This is a genomic window from Pseudomonas sp. BF-RE-21 (assembly GCF_019947305.1).
Classification (GTDB): Bacteria; Pseudomonadota; Gammaproteobacteria; order Pseudomonadales; family Pseudomonadaceae; genus Aquipseudomonas; species Aquipseudomonas migulae.
The window spans coordinates 38,604-62,168 of record NZ_JAGYGF010000029.1 but is presented as its reverse complement, the minus strand read 5'-3'; the positions used below and the strand labels follow the sequence as shown (position 1 = coordinate 62,168).

Genomic DNA, 23,565 nt, shown 5'->3' with positions numbered 1-23,565 from the left:
ACTGCGCCCTCGTCTTGAACACTGAGGTCGCTGCATGCCATCCGTTATTTCCACCGACGTTTTGATTGTCGGCGCTGGTGTCGCCGGCCTCTGGCTGAACGCGCGCCTGCGCCGCCAGGGTTTTTCGACCGTGTTGGTGGAAAGCGCCACCCTCGGTGGCGGGCAGAGCCTGAAGTCCCAAGGCATCATCCACGGCGGCGCCAAGTACGCGCTGCATGGCGCCCTGACCGGCGCCTCGGAAGCCATCGCCGACATGCCGCGCCGCTGGCGTGAAGCCCTGGCCGGTGACGGTGAACTGGATTTGTCCGGTGTGCGCCTGTTGTCCGAAGCCCATTACCTCTGGTCCCCCGGCACGATCGCCGGCAACCTCACCAGCTTCTTCGCCAGTAAAGCCGTGCGCGGCCGCGTCGACCAGGTCAAGGGCGACCAATTGCCGCCGGCCCTGCAAGACAAACGTTTCAAGGGCAAGGTCTATCGCCTGGCAGAACTGGTGATCGACGTGCCAAGCCTGATTCAGCGCCTCGCCGACCTGGCCGGTGATGGCTTGCTCGCCGGGAAGACGATCGAGCCGTTGCTGGACGCTGGCGTTCTGGTCGGCCTGAAGGTCGACGAGCGTGAAATCCGCGCCCAACGCATCATCTTGAGCGCCGGTGCCGGGACGGCAGCGCTACTCGAAGCCCTGGGGCTGACCAAGCCCGCCATGCAACGTCGACCGCTGCACATGATCATCGCCAAAGGCCCCGGCCTCAAACCGCTGTACGCCCATTGCCTGGGGGGCGGTACCAAGCCGCGCATCACCGTGACCACCCATCCGGCCGCCGATGGCCAATGGGTCTGGTACCTGGGTGGCGATATCGCCGAGGCCGAAGGGGTTGCCCGCGAACCGGCCGAGCAAATCGCCACCGCGCAAAAAGAACTCGGCCAATTGCTGCCATGGATCGACTTGAGCACCGCGCAATGGGCGACCTTGCGCGTGGACCGCGCCGAGCCGCTGCAATCGGGCCTGACGCGACCGGACAACGCCTTCCTTGCCGAAGAAGGCCGTTTGCTGGTCGGCTGGCCGACCAAACTGGCGCTGGCGCCGGACTTTGCCGACCGCGTCATCAGCTCATTGCAACGTGACGGCATCCAGCCAAGCCATCCGGCGCCGCTGCCCGAGTTGCCGAAGCCGCCGATGGGCGTCCCGGCCTGGGAGCAACTGCTGCCATGAGCCAGCCAACCCTGCACGACCTGCATCGCCCGCTGGGCAGCACCGGCCTGATGGTTTCGCCCCTGGGTTTGGGCACCGTCAAACTCGGTCGCGATCAAGGCGTGAAATACCCCAACGGTTTCCAGATCCCCGACGATGACGAAGCGCGCATGCTGCTCAAACTCACGCGCGACCTGGGCATCAACCTGATCGACACCGCCCCGGCCTATGGTCGCAGTGAAGAACGACTCGGCCCGTTGTTGCGCGGTCAACGCCAGGACTGGGTGATCGTCAGCAAGGTCGGCGAAGAGTTTGCCGACGGCCAGTCCCGCCACGATTTCAGCGCCGCGCACACCCGGCTCTCGGTGGAACGCAGCCTGCAACGTCTGGAAACCGATTTTATCGATCTGGTGCTGGTGCACTCCGACGGCAACGACCTGGCGATCCTCAACGACAGCGAAGTCTACGCAACCCTCGCCGCGCTCAAGGCCGAAGGCAAGATTCGTGGCTATGGTTTCTCCGGCAAAACCGTAGAAGGTGGCTTGAAGGCTCTGGAACAAGGTGATTGCGCGATGGTCACCTACAATCTGAACGAACGGAACGAGAAGCCGGTCATTGACTATGCTGCTGATCACGGCAAAGCCATCCTGGTCAAAAAAGCCCTCGCCAGCGGTCACGTCTGCCTGAGTCCAGGTGTGGATCCGGTGCGCGCCAGTTTCGAGTTGTTGTTTGAACATCCGGGTGTGGCCAGTGCTATTGTCGGGACCATCAATCCGCTGCACCTCGCCCACAACGTCGCGACCGTTGCCCAGGTCCTACGTAGCAACTGATGCCGCCCCACGCGGCCTTAAGCAGGAGCCGACATGCCGCGTACGCTCATTAGAAAGAACCCGAGCAACTTCAAGACCCTGCCGTTATTCGTCGAAGCGACTCCCGAAGGCCTGAGTTATCAAAGCGTCGGGATGCCGCTGAATTTTTCCCAGACGTTGCAACGTCGCCGCCCGGTGACGGTGGCTGACAGCGAACGGTTCGCCGTGGAGTTGGCCAATCTCGGGGTTTCGGTGCGCCTGACCCTGCATTGGCAGAATCGCGATTACTGGGTGTTGGTACGTCAGCGTCGGCAAGACCGTGGCGATGTGGTGCTCAAGCTGATCTCCGGTTACGTGCCGGCCCACGAACTGAACCTGCCGCTGCACACCGCCATCCAGGAGATTGCCGAAGAGTGCCTGCTGGAAACGCCGGAAGGCTGGCTCGGCGGGCGTTTCAACGACACCTGGCTGCCGGCGCCCTACTCCGCCGCGCTGCACTATCGCGAGGCGTTGCCGTTTCGGCTGACGCCGCTATCCGGCTCGGCGCGGCCGGTGCGCTGCGCCAACCTGCAGTTGATCGAACGACCGCGCGCCTACGTGCACCTGCCGACCGCGTCGCTGCAACTGATCTATGACTTGCGCCTGGACGTGCCCAAGGAAGCCAAATCCCTGAGCCTGTTTCATGTCGACGAACGACTGGAGGGCGATCAACTGGTGGCCCGCCTCGACCGCAAGCGTCCCGACTTGTACCTGATGCCGTTGCAGGACGGCCAGCCGATGGCCGAGTTGTATACCCTGAAAAAGGATCACCTTTACCCGGCGAGCACGCGCGGGTTGTATCTGGCAGAGAGTTTTGCCCAGCAGCAAGGCTGGCTGGTGCGCGATGAGCGGATTCGCTGGAAGGATTGGGTGCGCCAGCAAGGCTTGAACCCGCCGGGGAAAGATTCCGGTTTGGCGCGGTTGCGCGGGAAGGCGAAGCAATTGCTGAAAAAGATCGTGCCGCGCAAGAAGGTCAGTTCCTAAAAACCCAGCAGGCGTACACCTAACCCTGTAGGAGCTGGCTTGCCAGCGATGGTCGTTAACGATGACGCGTGTCTACTGAGTAAACGCGGCGCCCTTGAGGCCATCGCTGGCAAGCCAGCTCCTACAAAAGTTTGGTATCACTCGGACTTGCGGATTTTTTCGACTATCGCGGTCGTGGAACTGTTTTCCACCAGCCCCAGCACTTTTACCGTTCCGCCATACGCCGTCACGATGTCCGCGCCGACGACCTGGTCGATCCCGTAGTCCCCACCCTTGACCAGCACGTCCGGCTTGACCTCGCGCAGCAGATTTTCCGGGGTGCCTTCAGGGAAGCTGATCACCCAATCCACCGCACCCAGACCGGCAAGTACCGCCATGCGACGGTCGACGCTGTTGATCGGACGACCCGGCCCTTTCAGGCGGCTGACCGAAGCATCGTCGTTGACCGCAACGATCAGACGATCGCCTTGAGCGCGCGCCTGTTCGAGATACGTCACGTGGCCGGCGTGCAGGATGTCGAAGCAGCCATTGGTGAAGACGATCTTCTCTTTATGCGCACGCGCATCGTCGACCGCCAGCAACAACTGCTCAAGACCCAGCACACCGCGCTCGGAACCTTCTTCACGCTGGATGGCGCGACGCAGTTCCGGGGCACTGATGGCCGCCGTACCGAGCTTGCCGACAACGATGCCTGCCGCCAGGTTGGCCAGGGCCACGGCGTGAGGCAATTCCTCGCCAGCGGCAATCGCCGCCGCCAGGGTGGAAATCACGGTATCGCCGGCACCGGTCACGTCGAACACTTCACGGGCCCGAGCCGGCAGGTGCAACGCCGGATGATCCGGGCGCAACAGGGTCATGCCGTGTTCGCCGCGGGTCACCAGCAACGCGCCGAGGTCGAGGTCGTGCATCAGCTGCGCGCCCTTGCTCACGAGTTCATGCTCATCGGCGCAACCGCCAACGATGGTCTCGAATTCGCTGAGGTTCGGAGTGATCAGGCTCGCACCCCGGTAGATCGAGAAATCCTTGCCCTTGGGATCGGCCAGCACCGGAATGCCACGGGCACGGGCGGCCTGGATCAGCACTTGATGATTTCTCAACGCGCCTTTGCCGTAGTCGGACAGCACCAGCACCTTGATGCCTTCGAGCAGTTCATCGACTTGCTCGCTGAGCGCCAACGCGTCGGTGGCGAAGGGTTCTTCAAAGTCGATACGCAGCAGTTGCTGGTGACGGCTCATGACCCGCAGCTTGACGATGGTCGGCTGGTGCGCGATGCGCTGGAACAACGCCCGTACGCCAGCGCCCTTGAGGCTGTTGGCCAGGCTGTCGGCGGCTTCATCGTCGCCGGTCACGCCGACCAGCGAGGCCGGTGCGCCGAGGGCGGCAATGTTCAGGGCAACGTTCGCGGCACCGCCCGGGCGGTCCTCGATTTGCTCGACTTTGACGACGGGTACCGGCGCCTCAGGGGAAATCCGTGAGGTACCACCATGCCAGTAACGGTCGAGCATGACATCGCCGACCACCAAGACAGGGGCTTGATCGAATCGCGGCATGGACAACTTCATGGAGCAACCCACATACAGAATGAACAGGGGCGGGATATTAACACAGGGTTGGCGTGGGCTTGTGTGACGGCTGCAACGGGATGATTTTGCAGGGTTTATTGCTCATTTATTGAGCAATAAACCCGATAACCGCCGGCAAGCGTCTGCCATCTCCAGCGTTTGCGTGTCGATTTCACACTCGGCGCACAACGGTGCCTCGTAGGGACTGTCGATCCCCGTGAAATCCTTGATCCGTCCTTGCCGGGCCGCCCGGTACAAGCCTTTTGGGTCGCGCTGCGCGCATACCGCGAACGAGGTGCTCACATACACCTCGATAAAATCGCCCTCGGCGAACAGGCGCCGCGCCGCTTCACGCTCGGCCCGAAACGGCGAAATCGCCGCAACAATCACGATCAGGCCGGCATCGACCATCAGCCTCGCCACCTCGGCCATGCGCCGGATATTTTCCCGACGACACTCAGCCCCCATCCCCAGGTCACGGCACAGACCGGCGCGCAGATTGTCACCATCGAGCACAAAGGTATGCCGCCCGAGCTCATTGAGTTGCAGCTCAAGGGCATTGGCCAGCGTTGACTTGCCCGCGCCGGACAACCCCGTCAGCCAGAGGCAGCGCGGCCGCTGCGATTTGATTGCGGCACGGTCGTTGATCGACAGCGACAACGCATAAGGCCTGATCCCGGGGACTGACATCGACAGCGCCTCATTCATAACCGAGCATCTCGTAATCGCGCTGGTACACCCGCCGTACCAACCGGCGGGTGCGCACCGAGCAGAAGTCACGGGCAGGCGCCGTGCGCCGCTGCTGCGAGCTGTTGATGTGCGGCAGCGGTACCGCGTCGCCCACCTGCTCGCACACCCGCTGAAAGTCGCGCTCCAGATGCTCCTGATAGCCAATGAAATCCAGCGCCAGGTGCCCGAAGGAATCGGTGAGAAAATCTGTTTGCGCAGCGAAATGCAGCTGCCGCTGGATCGTTTCCGGGTGCAGCCAGCGAGCGACGAAATCGTCGAAATCGCGGTAGTGGCTGACCAGTTTTTGCGCGGGCCGGTCGCGCAGGCTCAGCTCGTTGCCCCGCAGAAATGCGTAGGCCGAGTACGCCCTTTCCAGCGGATCGCGAACAAAAGCAAACTTGAAACTGCCGGCAAACTGCTCGGGAAATTGCTGTTCGTACCAGTACAAAGGCAAGTGCCCCGGGCTCCAACCATCGAACAGCGCCGCACAGACGCTGCTCCCGGCGCATTTGGGGACGTGAATGAACAGACAGGAACGCTGTGTGAAAGGCTGGGGATAACACAGGTTGGCCGACATCGACCGATTGACCACCTGACGGTCCACGACCGACAGACGCCCCAGCAAGAATTGCCGTTGCGCCTTGGGCAACAGCTTCCAGAGATAACGTTGCAACATTGCAGCACCCGCGCGAAGGGGATGGCCCCCTCGATTGAAGTCAAAGTTCGTTCAGGAACCTTAACAAGCGCGTTGCCGAGATTTATTCAGGTTTGGTCAAGAAAGGTAAAGGTCTGGATACAATTCACCGGACGCATTGCACGTCGATGAGCGCGAGGGTGAGCCAGGCTCACCCTCGCGTCGGGTCAGGCGATGTTTTCTGCCGGTGCATCGAGCCCCATCGCATGCAGGCGCGAGTAGTAGCCGTTTTGCGCCAGAAGCTGGGCGTGTGTGCCGCGCTCGACAATTTCCCCATGGTCCATGACCAGGATCAGATCGGCCTTCTCGATGGTCGACAAGCGGTGAGCGATCACCAGCGTGGTGCGACCTTTCATGACCTGATCCAGCGCCGCCTGAATGTGCCGCTCGGATTCGGTATCGAGCGCCGAGGTCGCCTCGTCGAGAATCAGCAACGGTGCGTTCTTCAACAAGGCCCGGGCAATCGCCAGACGCTGACGCTGACCACCGGACAGCAACACGCCGTTTTCGCCGACCTGAGTGTCCAGGCCTTGCGGCATTTGCGAGATGAAGTCCATCGCATAAGCGTCCGCGGCGGCCTTTTCGATGTCTTCACGCGGCGCACCGGCGAGGTCGCCGTAGGCAATGTTGTTGGCGATGGAGTCGTTGAACAGGGTCACATGCTGCGTCACTTGCGCCACATGGCGACGCAGATTACGCAGACGGTAATCTTCGATTTCAACGTCATCGAGCAGGATTTCGCCGGTTTCATGGTGATAGAAACGCGGAATCAGACTGGCCAGGGTCGACTTGCCGCTGCCGGAACGCCCCACCAACGCGATCATTTGCCCCGGCGCCGCGGTGAAGCTGATGTTCTTCAGCACTTCACGGTCGGTACCTGGGTAGGTGAAGCTCAGGTTACGCACTTCCAGGTGACCGCTGACGCGATCGCGCTCGACGGTGCCGGTGTCGATCTCAGGCTCGACGTCCAGTTGCTCGAAAATGCTTTCGGCACCGGCGACGCCTTTCTGGATGGTCGAACTGACTTCCGACAACTGGCGAATCGGTTTCGGCAACAGGCCGGCGGCGGTGATGTAAGCCACCAGGTCACCTGCGGTGGCATCGCCGCGCAGGAACAACACGAGGAACATCAGCACTGCCATGGCGGTGTAGATCACCAACTGCAGCATCGGCGTGTAGACCGCGCCGGTCTTGGTCATGCGCAATTGCTTGTCGGTGTTGCCCTGACTGGCTTCGGCAAAGCGCCGCTCTTCATAGCTTTCACCGCCGAAGCTGCGCACCACGCGATAGCCCTGAATGGTTTCGGACGCCACGTGTGTCACGTCGCCCATCGCCACCTGGATCTTCTTGCTTTGCTTGCGGAATTTCTTGCTGGCGCTGCTGACCATGATCGCGATGATCGGCAGGATCGCCAGCATCACCAGGGTCAGTTGCCAGTTCATCCACAACAGGTAGGCAAACAGGAACACCACGGTCAGGCCTTCGCGAATGACCACTTTGATGGCATCCGTGGCAGCACCGGTGACCATGGTCACGTTAAAGGTGATACGCGAAATCAGGTGCCCGGAGTTATGGGTGTCGAAATAGCGGTTGGGCAAAACCAGCAATTTGTTGAACAGCTCGACGCGCAGGTCATGGACCAGACCGAGGGAGACCTTGGCCAGGTAATAGTTGCCCAGGAACGACCCCAGGCCTTGCCATGCCGCGATCAGGATGATCAGCAGCGGCACGGCCATCAGCAACTGCAAGTCTTTTAGGTAGGGAACATTCGGGAACAGCACCGCTTCGGGGTTGCTCAAGCCGTCGACGAAGTATTTGAGAATCCCGGCCAGCATCGGCTGTGTCGAGGCAAAAATCACGAAGCCAATGATACTGATGGCAAACAGGCCCCAGTACGGGCGCACATACGACAGCAGGCGCAGGTAAATCTTCAAGCTCGACGGCGCAGGCGAATCAGGGCTAGTCATGAGAACCCGTTGTATGAGAAAAGAGCCCGCGAGTGTAACACAGGCCATTTTAGTCGCTGAGCTGCGGTAATATGGCCGGCTATCCATGCCTCACGGCGTCGACCCCGGAGTATTGATGCAAGCGCTTGACCACACCCGATACCTCGCCCTGCGCGAGGGTGCACAAGTCCTTGAAGCGGATGGTTCGGGAGACAAGGTGCTGCGGTTGACGGACGGCTCGATCCTCAAGCTGTTCCGCCGCAAGCGTCTGTTGACGTCGGCCGCCTGGTATCCGTACGCCAAACGTTTTGCCGACAATTGTGATGCATTGCGTGAACGGCACATTCCCTGCCCGTCGATTCGTCAGGTCTACCGCATCGCGAGTATCGAGCGCGATGCCGTGCACTACGATCCGTTACCGGGTCAGACCCTGCGCCAGTTGCTGGACGACGAAGGCGACGCTGATCCGCTGCGCGGCCAGTTGGGGGCCTTCATGGCGACCCTGCATGAGCGCGGGATCTATTTCCGCTCGGCGCACCTGGGCAACATCGTGCTGACGCCCGAGCATCAATTGGGTTTGATCGACATTGCCGATATGCGGGTCTATCGCCGTCCGCTGCGCAAGACCCTGCGGCTGCGCAACTTCAAGCATATGGTGCGTTACCCGCAGGATCGCCAGTGGTTGCTCGACGATCGCGGTGAGGTGTTCATGCAGAATTATGGCCAGACCCAGAGCGTTTGCTCTGCGGAAGAACTGAGCATCGCCCTGCAAAAATGATCTGGACACCTTCGCCTCCGGGGAGGAGGCGAAGGTCAGGCATTACGCCAGTGCCTGGCGTCGCGCTTTCAATACACGCGAGAGAATCATCGCCGAAGGCAGCAACACCAGTGGCCACAACTCGTCCGGGTTGCCGATCAGCAAACTTCCATCGAAGTTCAGCATCACCAACGCACACGCCAGGTAAACACCCCACGCATCGCGCAGACGCCAGGCTTGCCACAGCGAAGCCACCATCAACCCGACAAACAGCAGCAACGCCACCGCACCGCCGTAAAGCCCCATGGCCACGAAGATATTGTGCGGATGCTGGATCGGCATCGTGCCATCGAGCAACTGTTCAGTATGGAAACCGATGCCGCAGCCCAGCGCCCAACCGCAGTTGCGCCACTCGCCGATCATGATGTGGAAGATTTCGATGCGGTACGAATCACCCCGGTTCCACAGGGACAGGAACCAAAGCTCGTTGTGCACCATCCAGAACAACAGACCGAGAATCACCAGGCCAACCGCCATCGCACTGCCCACCAGCCGCGGCTTCTTGTAAAGCGCGTAAAGCAGCCAGGCGCCCAGCAGGAAGGCTCCGCCCACCAACGCGGTGCGTGTCTGCATGACAAAGACCACGGCGAACACCGCCAGGAAGACAGCCAGGCCACCTTCGATCAGCCTCCGCTCCTTGACCCACATCGGCAGCGCCAGCCCCAATGCGCAGAACAGCCAGATACTGGCATAGATGACATTTTCCAGACGCCCTGGAAGCAGTCCGACACGGATGCCGACGGCATACTCACCGGTCACCCAGGCGTAGATCGCCGAACTGAACACGTACAACGTCAGGACCCAGAACTGCGCACGAACGAAGGCCGAGCTGCGGAAAAACTGTGGATTGGTGAGGGCGCCCACGACCATCACGAACATCAGCACATAGAAAATGTGCTTGAAGAACTGCGCATGTCCGGCAATCGTCGCCGGAACCAGAAACCACAACAGGAAAGCCAGCCACCCCAGCGCCAACGGGAGCTTGAACAGGCCTGCCCCGCGCTCCTTGACCAGAAAGACCAGCCCAGGCAAAACCATCAGGCCGTAATACAGGTTGTTGGTCCACTTCGAAGACCAGCCCACCACAAAACTCAACAGGAACAAGCAAAGTGCTGCCCCGAAGTACGACGTGATGGTGATTTTTCCTGGCTTCATGCCGCTAAATTCCATTGACTACCCAACCTATTGCCACACCAAGAATCAGGGCCACGACCAGCTTGATTCGATCGAGACGTTTACGCCTTAACTTGTTTTGCCGCTCCTGTGGAACCACCACGTGCTCACCGAAACCGGTGTGCAGTACCGCGTCGTTCTCCAGAATCAGCGCATAGCGGTTTTCGCCGGCATACAGGCGCGACAGGTCTTTCTCTCCGGAAAAAGCGGAGTACGGTGCATGAATCAGGTAATCGGCACGGCGTCGCAAGCCCGGGTTCAGGGAGAAGCCCTGCCAGTCGGCCTTGTGCGAGCCCAGCACATAGAAAGGAATGCCGTGGCTGACTTTGCGCTCGTTCAAAAACACATAAGGACTGTGAACCTTGAGGTCATGATTGAAGCTGCGCAGCCACACCTGCAAGGCTTGCGGATCTTCTTCCAGCAAGCATTGGGACTCTTCGATAAAGCCTTCGCGGTAGAAGTCCCAGTCATCTTCGCAGTGGAAAATCCACGAGGTCTGCACCTCGGCATAGGCCGCATCGATGGATCGTAGCTGGCCCAGTCGCGGATTGTTGATGAAGAACCGGGTATGCGCCCGCCAGTGCTCCGGAATGCAGGCCTCGACGGCGCTGTCGCCGGAGTCCTCGGTAATGAATACCTTGCGGATGGGAGCCGTATTGAACCGGTCAAACGTCTCCAGGGTTCGCTTCAACAAATCGAAGCGACCGCAACTGGTGATGACGACCGAAATGTCGCTAGTCTCGCTGAACAGCATTTATTTACACCGCTCCATTAGTGGTTTGACCGCCGGCTTCACAGCCCGAGCGTTAAGCGTATTTTTTCTTTCCAGCCCAGCGGAACGTGCTCGCGTAGCGGCGCGCGCAGGGCGTCGACAATCGCATGCCCAACGGCGCGGAAGGTGTAACGCTGCTCTACCAGAGCCTGCCCGGCCAATGAAATGGACTCGGTCAGTTGCGGGGACTCACGCAACACCGCGAGTTTTTCCCTCAATTCATCGCGCGTTCGATAAAGCACAATGTTGTGCATATCGACAAAACCCAATGCGCGATTCTCTTCTTCGCCCTGATCGTAAGCAAACAACACACAACCACAGGCCATAGCCTCGAAATTCTTGATCATGTATTCGCCCATGCCGACATCGGCACTCACGAAATAACGGATCCGGCTCAACGTCTCGCAGTATTCCTCACCCGACTTGGTGCGCGTGATCAGCAGGTTTTCGACTTCGGCCACGGACTCGAGCATCGCCCTGCGTCCGGCATAGGCAACACTGTTCAGGCTGCCGACGAAACCCAGTTCGATGTCACGTTCACGCTGACGGTTCTGCAACAGCGCCTGATCGTAGCCCTTGGGCACGAAATGCGCGTCAAAGCCTTCATCGCACAGGCGCTGGCTGACCATGTAACCCGAGCTGATCACCCGCGCCCAGGGCAACTTGCGGTAATGGGCGCTGAACTTTCCGGTGTACTTGCACGGAATGTAATTCTGGTACGCATCGTGTTCCAGAATAACCAGATTGGGCAGGGTCTGTATGAACCTCACCTGTCTGATTTCTTTTTTGAAGCGCAGGAAGAACACGATCCGGTCATAGCGAGAGACATCTACGTGCTTGCGAAAGTAGCCACGCAAGTCGTCCTGTTCCTCACTGGTCAATTCGCGCTTGTCACACTCGCACTGCTCAGCGATACCGTCATACAGCCGGTCGAGGATCGCTCGCTGCTCTTTCTGCACCAGAAACAGAACTTTCAATTGGTCTCTCTCTTTCCCGACAGCTCATGGACCCAGAATAATTCATGGCGTCGCACCGCTTTACGGAAGAACTCGTTTTCGCCGAAAGCCGGCCATTGCCTGGCAGCCAGGCAACGTTGTATCGCCCGGCGGAGTAAACGCTTGAGGGGAAGTCGCGGCTGAAGGTCGTGCATCATGCCCAACGACATGGCCTTGTGCCACTGTTTTTCGGTCGACAGGCAAAGCGACCAGGGGCGCAATGGCTCTTCGGCACTGATCTGCGGAGGCATCGCCACACCCGCACCGGCATCGCCCATTGGCCAGCGATCGTTATCGTGCAGGTGATTGGCGTAATGCAACAAAGTCTCGGGCTGCCAGGCTGTACCGCCCAGCGCCTGCATCACTGCTTGTTGCGAACACAGGTGGTCCGGGTGCGGGTCAAAGCGCGGATGCGGCAAGACAATGACCTGGGGCTGAATGCGCTCGATCAGCTCTTTCAGGTCGGCCAGCAGGTTGTTCCAGGACGGCACGCCATCCACGTCACTGCCCAGGGCGAACGGATTGAATCGGCGAAAATAACGGGTATCGCCCAGTTGCGCCTCGCGGGACAACACGGCCTCGGCCGGCGCGTTTTGCATGGCAGGCAACTGCAGACAGAAGTAGCCCAGCTGGACACAGCGCTCCTGAGGTACGCCGCCCCACAATGGCACGCTGATACTGTCCCAGGCGCGAAGCGAACCTTTCAAGCGGGATGCTTCGACGCCTTTGAGCCCCATCTGCTGATAGTGTTCGGCCTCGATTTCACCGGCGGTCAAGGTCACGATCCAGCTTTCGCTGGCACTGCTGTACAAGCCGAACGCGGCCAATTCGGCATCGTCGGCATGGGGCGCGATCACCATCACCCGCCGATTGCTGTAATCCGGATGTTCGAACGCCCAAAGTACCGGTTCGCCGAGCAATCGGCAGAAACGCCCGCGCAAACGCAACTCGCCTTTGGACAGAACCTGCGCCTGGCCGCTGAGATTGAGGTAACGCAGACCGCTCACACCACGCTCAAAGACTTGCCGGTCCGGACTGTCGCCACCCGACAGCTCCACTATTGGATCGAGAAAGCGCCCCAGCCAGGTGCTTTTGATCCGTAACGCCAGCACCAGGGTCGCGTCGTCCACCAGCATGACGCCGTCATCCAGCCGCAAATGCTCACCGTCCAGGTGAACCTTGGGTTGTTGGGTATAGGGCGGGAAGCTGTACTCGTAATCGTCTTTGGGCGAATAAAACAAATGGTCGGCAAACCATGCTTCGTGAGCGATCCAGCCCAGGACCGCCAGAATCAGCGGCAACCACCAGGCCACCAGCACGCCGATGGCAATCAACAGCACCAGCGCGACCAGCAGGCCGATGCGTTTCTGGCGCCGATGGCGCTTGAGCAATTGCTGTTTACGGCTCATGGATTGGCTCATACGGTGAAGACTGGCACAGGATTGCACCAGCGATCCTTGTATTCACGATCGGCGCGACCGAAGGAGAAGCGCAGGGGCTTGTCCAGCGCTCGCGCATGCTCCCAGGCACTTTGCGTATTGAGAAAGCTCAGCACGCTGCCAGGGCTGAATTCACGGGTTTGCGGGTCCACGCCACCATTGATGTACTCGACACTGATCCATTGCGGCGCTTCGACACGGTAAACCAGCTGAATCGCGATCGGCGCGTCGTTGAGGAAAATCACCGAACCGATCAACAAATCACGCAGCAACTCGATCACTTCGCCCATGCGCTCGGCGCCGGTGGCCGCAAAGCCCCAGCGACGCTGAAACAGGTCGCAATAAATCGCGGCCAGTTCTCGGCTGGAAAACTCGCTGACCGGCCGCACCACGCCGCCCGCCTCCTCCAGCAAGCGCAATTCGCGGCGCTGGTTGTAGCGAAACTTCTTCGACAGCTCTTCCGGAGTGCGGGCCATGGCCAATTGTTCAGCCTGCAACCTGATGCCTGCGAAGCGGCCTTCATTCAGTGCTGACAGATAACGGGCGCGATGGCGCAGGGGCGCTTGGGTATCAGCAGCGGCTGGCAGGATGAGCTCGGCATTGCCGAGGTCGAACAGGCCTTTTTTACCGTTGCGCTTGAGCACGTCCTTGGACAAGGCAAGGTCGCGCCCCCAGGTCGGGATGGCTGCCTGGACGTCACCGTTTTGCGCCCAGGCCAGATAGCGCACGGGAATGCCGGCCAAATGAGCCAGTCGTTCGACGACCATCGGATGCGTCGCGACGCTGCCGCCATAACGGTGCCAGGCCTCGGCGTATGTCGAGGCATCGACCACCGCCCAGCCACGCTCGCGCCAGCCTTGTAGTCGGTTGAGCATCAGCCCCTCGGCGCCAGTTCGGTAACGTGTGGCAAACGCCAGAAAGCATCGCGTACGGCACGGTCGGAGAAGCGCTCACGCAGGCGGTCGAGCATCAGCTCGGCGCACTGGCGACGTTGTTGCTCATCCATTGCGGCCAGATGGTGCAGCCCTTGAGCCAGGTGCCCGGCATCGCCCAACGGGAACAGAATGCCAACGCCTTCCACCACTTCCTTCGCGCCGCCACACGCCGTGGCGAGCAACGGCACGCCGGCAGCCATGGCCTCCAGCAACACCATGCCGAACGGCTCGTGATCGGAACTCAGGGCAAACACATCGAAGGCACGGAAATAACGCCGAGCCTCGGGCACCTGCCCAAGGAACAGTACGCGATCGCCAATGCCCAACTCGCGGGCCTGGGCCTTGAGGTCCTGCTCCAGCCGACCGGTACCCAAAATGACCAGTTGGCTGTTAGCCGGCAAACCCGGCAGAGCCGTCGCAAAACCTTCCAGCAACGTGGCCTGATCCTTGTCCGGATGCAGCCGCCCGACGTTGCCGACAACCCAGGCATCCATCGACAACCCCAAGGTTTCCCGGGCTTCACGAGCGGACACCTGGCTGTCTTGCAAGGTTTGCACATCGATGCGGTTATAGAGTGTCTGAATCCGCCCGGCCGGCCATTTCGGCAAGCAACCGCGCATGTCATCGCGCACCGCGTCGGAAACCCCGAGCAGGCTCAGGCGCTTGCGGAAAATATGGGCGAAGAGCTTGCGAGTGCCGCGCTTGTAGTCATCAAACGCATGATGCACACCGATGACCGGCAACGAAGTGCCCAACAAGGCGATGTAGATCGGCTTGAAACGATGAGCGATGCAGAAGCTGAAGTTGCGCGAAGCGGCGATCTTGCGCAGATCGCCGATGGCACCCAGCTTCAGGCCACGAATGGCCTTGGAGCTGTATTCCATGAACAACACTTCATCGGAAGCACAGCCCGCGGCAACCTCGCTGTCTGCAACCCCGGTCAGAAACACCGTGGTCACTCGATATCCGGTCCCCGCGAACAGGCTGGCGTACTGCCGGGCGCAGTCCAGAAACGGCCCGTCATAGCCGTGACAGAACTGCAGCACATGGCGTTCAGCCGAGCGTGTCATATGCGTCCGCGCCCTCTTTGACCACCAGGATGTCTTCCATGATCAGATACTGCAGGTCGGAGCCGAAGAACATGTTCAGGGCATCCGTTGGCGAGCAGATCATCGGCTCGCCACGACGGTTGAGCGAAGTGTTCAGCGACACGCCGTTGCCGGTCAGCACTTCCAGCGCCTTCATCATGTCGTAGTAGCGCGGGTTGTATTCGCGCTTGAGCACCTGGGCCCGGGACGTGCCGTCTTCGTGGACGACTTCCGGCACGCGGGTTTTCCACTCTTCAGCCACTTCGAAGGTGAAGGTCATGAACGGCGCCGGGTGATCGATCTTGATCATCTGCGGTGCGACGGTGTCGAGCATCGACGGGCAGAAAGGCCTCCAGCGCTCGCGGAACTTGATCTGGTGGTTGATGCGGTCAGCCACGCCGGTCGCGCTCGGGCAACCGATTATCGAACGACCGCCCAAGGCACGCGGACCGAACTCCATGCGACCCTGGAACCACGCAACCGGGTTGCCATCGACCATGATTTTGGCAATGTTTTCCGGCATGTTATCGAGCTTGCGCCATACCGGCTTGCTCGGGTGACGGGCGCATGCTGCCAGCACGTCTTCGTTGCTGTACGACGGGCCGAGGTAGACGTGTTCCATCTTCTCGACCGGCACGCCACGGGCGTGAGACACGTAAGCCGCCGCGCCGACCGCAGTGCCGGCATCGCCGGACGCAGGCTGGACGAACAGCTCTTTGACGTCGTCACGGGCGATGATTTTCTGGTTGAGCTTGACGTTCAACGCACAGCCGCCGGCGAAGGCCAGCTTGCCGGTTTCCTTGAGTACGTCGCCCAGGTAATGGTCGATCATCTGCAACGCCAGTTTCTCGAACAGCGCTTGCATGCTCGCGGCGTAGTGGATGTACGGCTCGTCGGCGATGTCGCCTTCGCGCTTGGGACCCAGCCACTCGATCAGCTTCGGCGAGAAGTAGAAACCCTTGCCCTTCTCTTTATAACGGCGCAGGCCGATGACGTTGGCGTAGTCGGTGTTGATCACCAGCTCGCCGTTCTCGAACGAGGCCAGGCGGGAGAAGTCGTACTTGCTGGCGTCGCCGTACGGCGCCATGCCCATGACCTTGAACTCGCCGTCGAGCATCTCGAAACCGAGGAACTCGGTGATCGCACCGTACAGGCCGCCGAGGGAATCCGGATCGAAGAATTCCTTGATCTTGTGGATCTTGCCGTTTTCGCCGTAACCGAAGAAGGTCGTGGCGTACTCACCCTTGCCGTCGATGCCGAGGATCGCGGTTTTCTCTTTGAAACCGGAGCAGTGGTAAGCGCTGGAAGCGTGAGCCAGGTGATGCTCGACGGGCTCGATCTTGATTTTCTTCGGGTCGAAGCCCAGTTGCTCCAGGCACCAGACGATCTTGTTGCGATAGCGCTTGTAGCGACGGTTGCCCATCAGGATCGCGTCGAGGGCGCGGTCCGGGGCGTACCAGTAACGCTTGGCGTAGTGCCAGCGTGCCTTGCCGAACAGGCTGATCGGCGCGAACGGAATCGCAACCACGTCAACGTCGGACGGCTTGATGCCCGCCTGCTCGAGGCAGAACTTCGCCGATTCGTATGGCATGCGGTTCTTTGCATGTTTATCGCGCACAAAGCGCTCTTCTTCAGCCGCCGCGACCAGCTTGCCGTCGATGTACAAGGCTGCGGAAGGATCATGGCTAAGGGCGCCGGACAGGCCAAGAATCGTCAATGCCACAGGGGTCTAGCCTCTTTAGTCTGCATGCAGGCGCAACGCGCCTCAAAAATTAATGTGCCCTCGCAAGGGGCGAGAGACAGCTAAAGGGCGGGATTATAGCGTAAACATGCCGGGAATGACCCTACGGTTATCAGCGGCGTAAACATGACCCAAGGCCAGGACGCACGGCCAGGATCATCCGCGCCCCGGCCGCCAGTAAATCCTGAGATTGCCATCGGTCCCCTGCCGGTAAATCGTGTACGGCAAGGCAACGGTGTCCAGTGCACCGGACAACGCCAGGTCCAGCAAAACCAGTGGTACAAGAAAACCCGTGGGGTCCGGCGGTGCATTCAGCACACAAAAATCGTAGGCCATCCCGCTGTAGATTCGCGGGATGGACTGGCAGTAGGTTTTTTGTTTGCGCAGGTCACGCGCCGCGTCTTCGTCATTTTGCAGGACGGTGACGGCGGTGCCGCAGCCAGATAGCGCCAGTGAGAATGTGCCGAGCAGAACAGCCGTTTTGATCGTCAAGATTTGCCCTCCATGAACGTCAGGCAAACTAGCATTGCGGCTATTCAGGGCACAGTTCATGGGGTCTGGGGATCATGTAGGACATTTCATAAGAACTTGTCCGCCTGATCTCCGGTGGCTGTGCCGGCCCCATCGCGAGCAGGCTCGCTCCCACAATTGATTTACTGTGAACACAAATCCAATGTGGGAGCGAGCCGGCTCCGGGCGGCGTTCCGACGATAGGACCGAAGGTCCGATTCAGGCAGCGCTGGCGATTTCTTTGGGCAGCCGCTGATCGATAACCTGATACAGCGCGCTGCTCTCAGGCCAATTGCGCATGAACCGCGCCCGGTCCCGCGCATACGCCGGGGCGAAGCTGGCGAGCGAGCCGTGCTGACGCATCGCGTCCAGATCGATCAGCGCCCAGCGATCTTCCTGCCAGAACAGGTTGTGGCCCTTGAAGTCGCCATGACTGATCCGCTCGCGAATCAGTTCTGCAAACAACTGATCCAGTGCCACCAGCTCTGCCTCGGGCGCTTCACCGCTTTCAACGTACGGCGCAAACCGCTCGATGATGTCCGGGCCCGGCAAATGCTCGGTCACCAGATACGCCCGGCTGCGCAACCAGAGAAAACGTTTTTCCAGCACGGCCAGCGGTTTCGGCGTGGCGATACCGAGGAATGCCAGCCGATTGCCTTCGCGCCATGAGTGCCAGGCACGGCTCGGGCGCCAGAAGCGCTTGAGCCAGTGGGCAAAGCCTTTGATGTTGTAGCGTTTGATTACCAGCGTCCGACCGTCCACCGCGACTTTTCCGACACTCGCCGCGCCGCCGGTCTTGTACAGATGGCCCTGATCGAGCAATGCATCGGCCCGTTCCAGCACCGGCAACATCGCCGCTTCTTCCTCGCGACGAATCGCCCGCAACCCGAAGGCCCCGCGCTGCACACTGAACAGCGTGCATTCGCGTCCGACCTTGATCAGGAAGTCTTTCAGGCGCCAGCTGCGGACCTTGTCGATCTGTTTCTGCAACGCTTCCATGGGCAAGGCATGCTCGCCATTGCTCAGCAGGTAATAGACCAGCAATTCTTCGGTGAAAGGCTCCAGCGCCTTGGGCAACTGGGCGAAAAACACCCCGAGGTTTTCCAGGACTTTCTGCCGCGACAATGGCTGGCCGGGGGTTTCGCTACAGATCCCGGCGCCGTCGATCAGATACAGTCGACCGCCCTGGCGCAGCAGGTTGTCCAGGTGCAGGTCTTCCTGCCACAGCCCTTTGCGGTGCATCTGGCCGATCGCGCCCAACGCCTCGGCCAACACGGCCCCTTGCCCATCCGCGAGCACCGGCAAGTGCTCGACCTGTTTCCAGGTATCCCCCAGGCTCTCGGCGCCTTCAAGGAAATCGAACAGCAGCCAGCCGCCCTCGCCGTCCTTCAAGCCGTCGGCCAGCAGCTGCGGCGTGGTCAGACCTTGAGCGGCGAGCAAGCGCACACCGTCCAGTTCTCGCTGAAAATGCCGGGCCGCCTTGGTGCCGACCAACAACTTGGCCAGCACCGGACGGCCACGCCAGACACCGGCGCCGACATAACGCTGGCCCGGCAACACCCGCAACAGACTCAACAATTGCAACTCGGCAGGACCGGCGGCATCGGCCAGTGAAACGCTCAGCGGCAGAGCCGGGCTACGGCCGGTGTTTTTCAGTTCGGACAAACGCATCAGCGCGCCTCCTTGTGGCTGCGCCGCGCGGTCAGTCGCGCCAGCCAGCTGTCGATCAGCGAACTGTCCTGCGATTGATCCAGGTAAGCGGCCAGCAATTCACGTACCTGCGCATCGCTCCACTCGGGCGCCCGCCGCGTCAACGGCTCCAGATCCTTGACCCGGTCACGTCGGCCCCACAGCAGCGGCCGGGTTTTCTCCAGGTCGATCAATTGGGCCTGGTAACCGTCGCCCGTGGCCCGCAGAAAAATGTGTTTGGGATAGAAGCAGCCATGAACCTGACGCGCCGCGTGCAGGCGCCGAGCCAGCTCGCCACACGCCTGCAAAATCGCCGAGTGCTGCGCGCCACTTAACTCCGACCAGCGCTGCAACAGCGAATCCAGGTCATCCCAACCGTCCAGCGCACGGGTCAGCAGAATCGCCCTGACTTCGCCCTCGACTTTGCGCTCACCGAAGAACGCCGCTTTCAGCGCCGGAATGCCAAGCTTTTCATAACGACTGATGTTGCGAAATTCCCGGGCAAAACTGGGTTCGCCAAACGGCGCATGCAACGTGCGCATCTGGTAGTTGCTTTGCCGCTTGAGGTAGAAGCCGTGACCTTCAAGATCCAGCCGAAACACGCTGCTCCAGCCACCGCGCACGGTGTTGGGCTCATCCACAGCATCAAGCTGCCTGGCCCAAAGCGCATCGAAGTTGCCGAGGCCGTGGCGCTCCAGTAGCGCACGGTCTTCAGCAGCCAGAAAATCAGTCATTCGCGTCCCTCGAAAAATCTAACCACGTGCCGGATCCGTTTTTTGTCGGCGGCATTGAGTCGTGTCCGTTGGCTGTATTGCAGGTAAAAGCGCAGGCGTTGAGTCGCCGACAGCTGATACTTGGCGACCTTGTCCAGGCACGCCAGATCCTTGGTGATACGGTACTTGAGCCAGAAGCCGCGCCAGAAATTACCGTTGGGGCAATCGATCAGGAACAGCCGGGCCTGGTCGTCGATCAACAGGTTGCGCCACTTCAGATCGTTATGGGTGAAGCGGTGGTCGTGCATGGTCCGGGTGTAACCGGCCAATTGCCGACTGACATGATCGACCCAGGCGCGGTCCGCCAATTTCGGATCATGCCGTTCAGCCAGGATGGACAGGTCCACGGTTTGCGGCAGTTCAAGGGTAATCATCGCCCCGCGAGCGTACGCCGCACCGCGCCGCTCCAGGCCCCAGGCCACCACTTCAGCAGTGGGAATGCCCCATTTGGCGAAGCGCTTGAGGTTCTGCCACTCCATTTTCACCCGCGGCTTGCCCAGATAACGGCGCAAGCCCTTGCCCGCGCCGACGTAACGCTTGACGTAATAGTTGACGCCATTGCGATTGACGCGGATGACTTCGGACAATGGGTCGTGAGTCAGTCGCTCGCCCTTAAGCGCAAACACCGCTTCGAGGCTGCCGAAATCTTCTGCCAGCTCGCTATAAGCAGGTTCCAGTTTCCAGCCCGACATCAGAGCGCATCCCCGTATCGCTGTTTACGGTCGTAGAGTTTGTTGGCCTTGCCTTCCAGCCAGGCGAGCAGCCCCGCTTCTTCCGACAGAACCTGGCGCAGCGGTTGCTGGAAGTAGCCCTTGAGGAAACGCAATTTGTCGCGCTGGGTCAAGCCGATGTCCAGGGCCGAGAAGTACAGAGCCGCCAGATCCTTGTTACGCCAGCGCTGGGTAATCGTCGGGCGGGTCTGGGCGCGGTGCAGGTCGATCACCGAAAGTTTGAAATCGTCGGCGGTCACCGGTTTATCGGTATGCAACAGGAAGTGGCAGATGTAGCAGTCGCGATGGTTGACCCCGGCGCGGTGCATCATGCCGGTCATGCGCGCGACTTCGGCGATCAGCGCGCGCTTGAGTTTGGGCTCCGGCGGTTGCTTGACCCAGTCGATACTGAAATCTTCGAGGCTGACGGTCGGCGCCAGCTCTTCGGTAACGATGAACGAATGCTGGTCCGCCGGGTTGCTGCCCTTTTCACCGTAGGCGACGGCGGTCATGGTCGGTACACCAACTTCCTGCAGGCGCTGAATGGCTTTCCACTCCTGGCCCGCACCGAGCACCGGCAGTTTGGCGGTCAGCAGGTTCTTGAAGATCTCGCCCCAGCCAATGCCACGGTGGATCTTCACGAAAAAACCATGGCCGTTCACTTCGGTGCGCAAGGTCCGGCGCGCTTCCAGCTCGCGATAAACCTCGCCCTGCAAGCCTTCGACTTCGGCGAACGGGTCGCGTCCGGCCCAAAGGCTCTTGAACGGTTCAGCCAGCATCAACTTCATTTAGCGTGCTCCGCCAGAATCACATCGGCCGCGTGTTGCGGCATGCTGTAGAGGTCGGCCGTTTCGGCGAAGGCCAGACCGTTGCGGCTCCAGGCCGCCCGTGCTTGAGCGTCGTTCAACATGCTGGTCAGGTATTGCGTCAGTTGCGCCTGATCGAAGGGTTCATCCAGCACCAGGCCGGCGTCGGCCTCGGCGATGTAATGAGCGTAACCGCACACGGCGCTGACCAGTACCGGCAACCCGGCCACCAGGGCTTCGAGCAACACGGTCCCGGTGTTTTCGTTGTACGCCGGGTGGATCAACAGGTCGGCACCCAGCAGAAAACGCGGGATATCGCTGCGCCCCTTGAGGAACGTCACGTTGTCACCGAGCCCCAAGGTGGCGCTCTGCACCTGGAATAACTTGGGGTCATCCTGGCCAATTACAAACAGCCGGGTGCGTTTCTTCAGGTCAGCGGGCAATGCGGCCAGTGCCTTGAGGCTGCGATCCACGCCCTTGGTCTTGAACCCGGAGCCGATCTGCACCAGCAACAACTCGTCGTCCTGCAAGTTGAATTCACGACGGAACCCGGCACGAATCTCAGCCGCATTCGGTGGCGCGCGACGGTCCTGAGAAATGCCCGGCGGCAGCAAATGGAAGCGCTCCAGCGGCGTGTCGTAATGCTTGATGAACAGCGGCTGCTGGACTTCGGAGATCATAAGCACTTCAGTCTTGGCGTCCTTGGCGAACACCGCACGCTCGTACTCGGCGAAGTGCCGGTAGCGGCCCCAACGACGGTACAGCGAGTTGCGCAGGTTCTGCGCCTTGTCTTCGAAGCAGCCGTCGGCGGCGTAGTAGACGTCCAGGCCTGGCATTTTGTTGAAACCGATCAGACGGTCCACCGGACGCTTGGCCAGATCGGCCTCCATCCACTCGCTGAGTTTCTCGTTGCGACGATGATTGAAGAACGCCTTGACCGGCGCCACCAGCACTTCGAAACCCGGCGGGATATCGCCCTCCCAGATCAGCGTGTAGACACGAATCTGATGACCGCGCTGCTGGCATTCCAGGGCAATGCGCATGAAATCGCGCTGCAAGCCCCCGAACGGAAAGTACTTGTACAAGACGAATGCCAATTGCATCAGCGCAGCTCCTCAGCCAGTAACAACGTGCTCAGTCGGGTCGCGACACGCTCGGGATTCAAACGCGTGAAGCACAGCGGCGACTCGCGCTTCAGGTCAAACCGGCGGGCATCTTCGGCCGTCGGTTGATAGGTGCATTTCTTTTGCAGGCAGGGTGCGCAGGGGAAATCGCTGGCCATGTGAATCTGTGCCTTGCCATACGCGCCGGTCAGGCCAGGGTTGGTCGGACCGAACAGCGACAGCGTTGGCACATCGAGTGCGGCCGCGAGGTGACCGAGACCGGTGTCCACCGCCACGCACGCTTGCGCACCGGCCAGCACTTTGCCGATGCCCGCCAGGTTCAACTTGGGCAGCACTTCAACGTGACGCATGTCTTTGGCGATGCGTTCGGCCCGGGCCTTCTCGGCCGGACTGCCCCACGCCAGCTTCACGCCGACGCCCAGATAGCCAACGCGCTCGGCCAGTTCGCGCCAATAGGCTTCAGGCCAGTGTTTGGTGTCCCAGGTGGTGCCGTGCAGGAACAGCACGTAAGGATTCTTGCGCGGCAATTCCACCAGGCGCTCGACGTTCAGGCCGTAATCGCCCAGACCTTTTGGCAAGTCGTAGCCCAAGGCGATGGCGAACAGCTGACGCACTCGTTCCACCGCGTGTTGACCACGGGCGACCGCCAGGCGCCGATCATAGAAACGCGCAGCGATCGGCTCCCGCGCCGAACCTTTATCCAGGCCCGCCACCGGCGCCTTGACGTAGCGGGTCAGCAAGGCGCTTTTCAACAGGCCTTGCGCGTCAATCACCAGATCATATTTCGTGGCGCGAACGCTTTGCTTGAAGCGCTTCCACTCGCCACTCTTGATGGTTTGCCAGATGTTCTTGCGCCAGCGACGGATCGCCACCGGAATCACCTTGCCCACGGCCGGGTGCCAGGTCGGGATCTCGGCGAAACCTTCTTCCACCACCCAGTCGAACGTGATGCCGGGAATCGCCCGGGATGCGTCGGTCAACGCCGGCAACGCATGAATCACGTCGCCCAGCGAAGAAGTCTTGATCAGCAGAACCCGCAAA

Annotated in this window: 22 protein-coding genes; 4 read left to right on the top strand and 18 right to left on the bottom strand. The window is 60.6% G+C overall.

Annotation, left to right across the window (positions count from 1 at the left end):
* Positions 1-34 precede the first annotated feature (34 nt).
* From KGB25_RS18845 to KGB25_RS18835, 3 genes are read left to right on the top strand one after another with little or no spacing between them, the layout of a single operon-like run.
* Positions 35-1,210, top strand: a complete 1,176-nt coding sequence (locus KGB25_RS18845; protein ID WP_192226910.1) for an NAD(P)/FAD-dependent oxidoreductase — start codon at positions 35-37, stop codon at positions 1,208-1,210.
* Complete coding sequence (locus KGB25_RS18840) at positions 1,207-2,019, top strand: aldo/keto reductase (protein WP_008027882.1); 813 nt, start codon at positions 1,207-1,209, stop codon at positions 2,017-2,019. The genes KGB25_RS18845 and KGB25_RS18840 overlap by 4 nt, the downstream gene beginning before the upstream one ends.
* Before the next feature lie 33 nt (positions 2,020-2,052).
* Positions 2,053-3,021, top strand: coding sequence for a hypothetical protein (locus KGB25_RS18835; protein WP_008040396.1), 969 nt, complete (start codon positions 2,053-2,055; stop codon positions 3,019-3,021).
* Positions 3,022-3,158: 137 nt separating this feature from the next.
* Here the strand turns inward: KGB25_RS18835 and hldE are convergent, their stop codons facing one another.
* From hldE to msbA, 4 genes are all read right to left on the bottom strand, one after another.
* On the bottom strand, positions 3,159-4,583 hold the full coding sequence (hldE, locus tag KGB25_RS18830; protein ID WP_008040393.1) for a bifunctional D-glycero-beta-D-manno-heptose-7-phosphate kinase/D-glycero-beta-D-manno-heptose 1-phosphate adenylyltransferase HldE: 1,425 nt from the start codon (positions 4,581-4,583) through the stop codon (positions 3,159-3,161).
* 102 nt (positions 4,584-4,685) lie between these two features.
* Positions 4,686-5,291, bottom strand: a complete 606-nt coding sequence (cysC, locus tag KGB25_RS18825; protein ID WP_192226909.1) for an adenylyl-sulfate kinase — start codon at positions 5,289-5,291, stop codon at positions 4,686-4,688.
* Entirely contained in the window at positions 5,284-5,988 is a 705-nt protein-coding gene (locus tag KGB25_RS18820; protein ID WP_223436207.1) for a sulfotransferase family 2 domain-containing protein, read from the bottom strand. Before KGB25_RS18820 ends, cysC begins: the two co-directional genes overlap by 8 nt.
* Positions 5,989-6,173: 185 nt before the next feature.
* Entirely contained in the window at positions 6,174-7,973 is a 1,800-nt protein-coding gene (msbA, locus tag KGB25_RS18815) for a lipid A export permease/ATP-binding protein MsbA (protein WP_008040387.1), read from the bottom strand.
* A gap of 115 nt (positions 7,974-8,088) precedes the next feature.
* On the opposite strand from msbA, the gene KGB25_RS18810 reads away from it, so the two are divergent.
* Positions 8,089-8,730: a hypothetical protein gene (locus tag KGB25_RS18810; protein WP_008040384.1), complete on the top strand. Its 642-nt coding sequence runs from the start codon at positions 8,089-8,091 to the stop codon at positions 8,728-8,730.
* Positions 8,731-8,772: 42 nt separating this feature from the next.
* Here KGB25_RS18810 and KGB25_RS18805 read toward each other — a convergent pair whose 3' ends face one another.
* The 14 genes from KGB25_RS18805 to waaC all read right to left on the bottom strand — a co-directional run bounded on the left by KGB25_RS18805 (position 8,773) and on the right by waaC (position 23,564).
* Positions 8,773-9,924, bottom strand: a complete 1,152-nt coding sequence (locus tag KGB25_RS18805) for an O-antigen ligase family protein (protein ID WP_008040383.1) — start codon at positions 9,922-9,924, stop codon at positions 8,773-8,775.
* 4 nt (positions 9,925-9,928) lie between these two features.
* The gene (locus tag KGB25_RS18800) at positions 9,929-10,696 is read right to left on the bottom strand and encodes a hypothetical protein (RefSeq protein WP_008040375.1); all 768 of its coding nucleotides are present in this window, start codon (positions 10,694-10,696) and stop codon (positions 9,929-9,931) included.
* A 38-nt stretch (positions 10,697-10,734) separates the two neighbouring features.
* Entirely contained in the window at positions 10,735-11,691 is a 957-nt protein-coding gene (locus tag KGB25_RS18795; RefSeq protein ID WP_008027864.1) for a glycosyltransferase, read from the bottom strand.
* Positions 11,688-13,118, bottom strand: a complete 1,431-nt coding sequence (locus tag KGB25_RS18790) for a PIG-L deacetylase family protein (protein WP_192226905.1) — start codon at positions 13,116-13,118, stop codon at positions 11,688-11,690. The genes KGB25_RS18795 and KGB25_RS18790 overlap by 4 nt, the downstream gene beginning before the upstream one ends.
* Before the next feature lie 8 nt (positions 13,119-13,126).
* The gene (locus KGB25_RS18785) at positions 13,127-14,023 is read right to left on the bottom strand and encodes an antimicrobial resistance protein Mig-14 (protein WP_192226904.1); all 897 of its coding nucleotides are present in this window, start codon (positions 14,021-14,023) and stop codon (positions 13,127-13,129) included.
* Positions 14,023-15,153, bottom strand: coding sequence for a glycosyltransferase (locus KGB25_RS18780; RefSeq protein ID WP_223436205.1), 1,131 nt, complete (start codon positions 15,151-15,153; stop codon positions 14,023-14,025). Before KGB25_RS18780 ends, KGB25_RS18785 begins: the two co-directional genes overlap by 1 nt.
* Positions 15,137-16,894 (bottom strand): carbamoyltransferase, encoded by a 1,758-nt coding sequence (locus tag KGB25_RS18775; protein ID WP_008040362.1) that lies wholly within the window; start codon positions 16,892-16,894, stop codon positions 15,137-15,139. The genes KGB25_RS18780 and KGB25_RS18775 overlap by 17 nt, the downstream gene beginning before the upstream one ends.
* A gap of 174 nt (positions 16,895-17,068) precedes the next feature.
* Entirely contained in the window at positions 17,069-17,404 is a 336-nt protein-coding gene (locus KGB25_RS18770) for a YceK/YidQ family lipoprotein (RefSeq protein ID WP_223436203.1), read from the bottom strand.
* Positions 17,405-17,641: 237 nt separating this feature from the next.
* Positions 17,642-19,093: a lipopolysaccharide kinase InaA family protein gene (locus tag KGB25_RS18765; protein WP_223436201.1), complete on the bottom strand. Its 1,452-nt coding sequence runs from the start codon at positions 19,091-19,093 to the stop codon at positions 17,642-17,644.
* On the bottom strand, positions 19,093-19,845 hold the full coding sequence (locus KGB25_RS18760; protein ID WP_008040359.1) for a lipopolysaccharide kinase InaA family protein: 753 nt from the start codon (positions 19,843-19,845) through the stop codon (positions 19,093-19,095). The genes KGB25_RS18765 and KGB25_RS18760 overlap by 1 nt, the downstream gene beginning before the upstream one ends.
* Complete coding sequence (locus KGB25_RS18755) at positions 19,842-20,576, bottom strand: lipopolysaccharide kinase InaA family protein (RefSeq protein ID WP_008040356.1); 735 nt, start codon at positions 20,574-20,576, stop codon at positions 19,842-19,844. Before KGB25_RS18755 ends, KGB25_RS18760 begins: the two co-directional genes overlap by 4 nt.
* Positions 20,576-21,382: a lipopolysaccharide core heptose(I) kinase RfaP gene (gene rfaP, locus KGB25_RS18750; protein WP_008040354.1), complete on the bottom strand. Its 807-nt coding sequence runs from the start codon at positions 21,380-21,382 to the stop codon at positions 20,576-20,578. Before rfaP ends, KGB25_RS18755 begins: the two co-directional genes overlap by 1 nt.
* Positions 21,379-22,503 (bottom strand): glycosyltransferase family 4 protein, encoded by a 1,125-nt coding sequence (locus KGB25_RS18745; protein WP_008027854.1) that lies wholly within the window; start codon positions 22,501-22,503, stop codon positions 21,379-21,381. The genes rfaP and KGB25_RS18745 overlap by 4 nt, the downstream gene beginning before the upstream one ends.
* Complete coding sequence (gene waaC / locus KGB25_RS18740) at positions 22,503-23,564, bottom strand: lipopolysaccharide heptosyltransferase I (RefSeq protein WP_223436200.1); 1,062 nt, start codon at positions 23,562-23,564, stop codon at positions 22,503-22,505. The genes KGB25_RS18745 and waaC overlap by 1 nt, the downstream gene beginning before the upstream one ends.
* Position 23,565 lies beyond the last annotated feature (1 nt).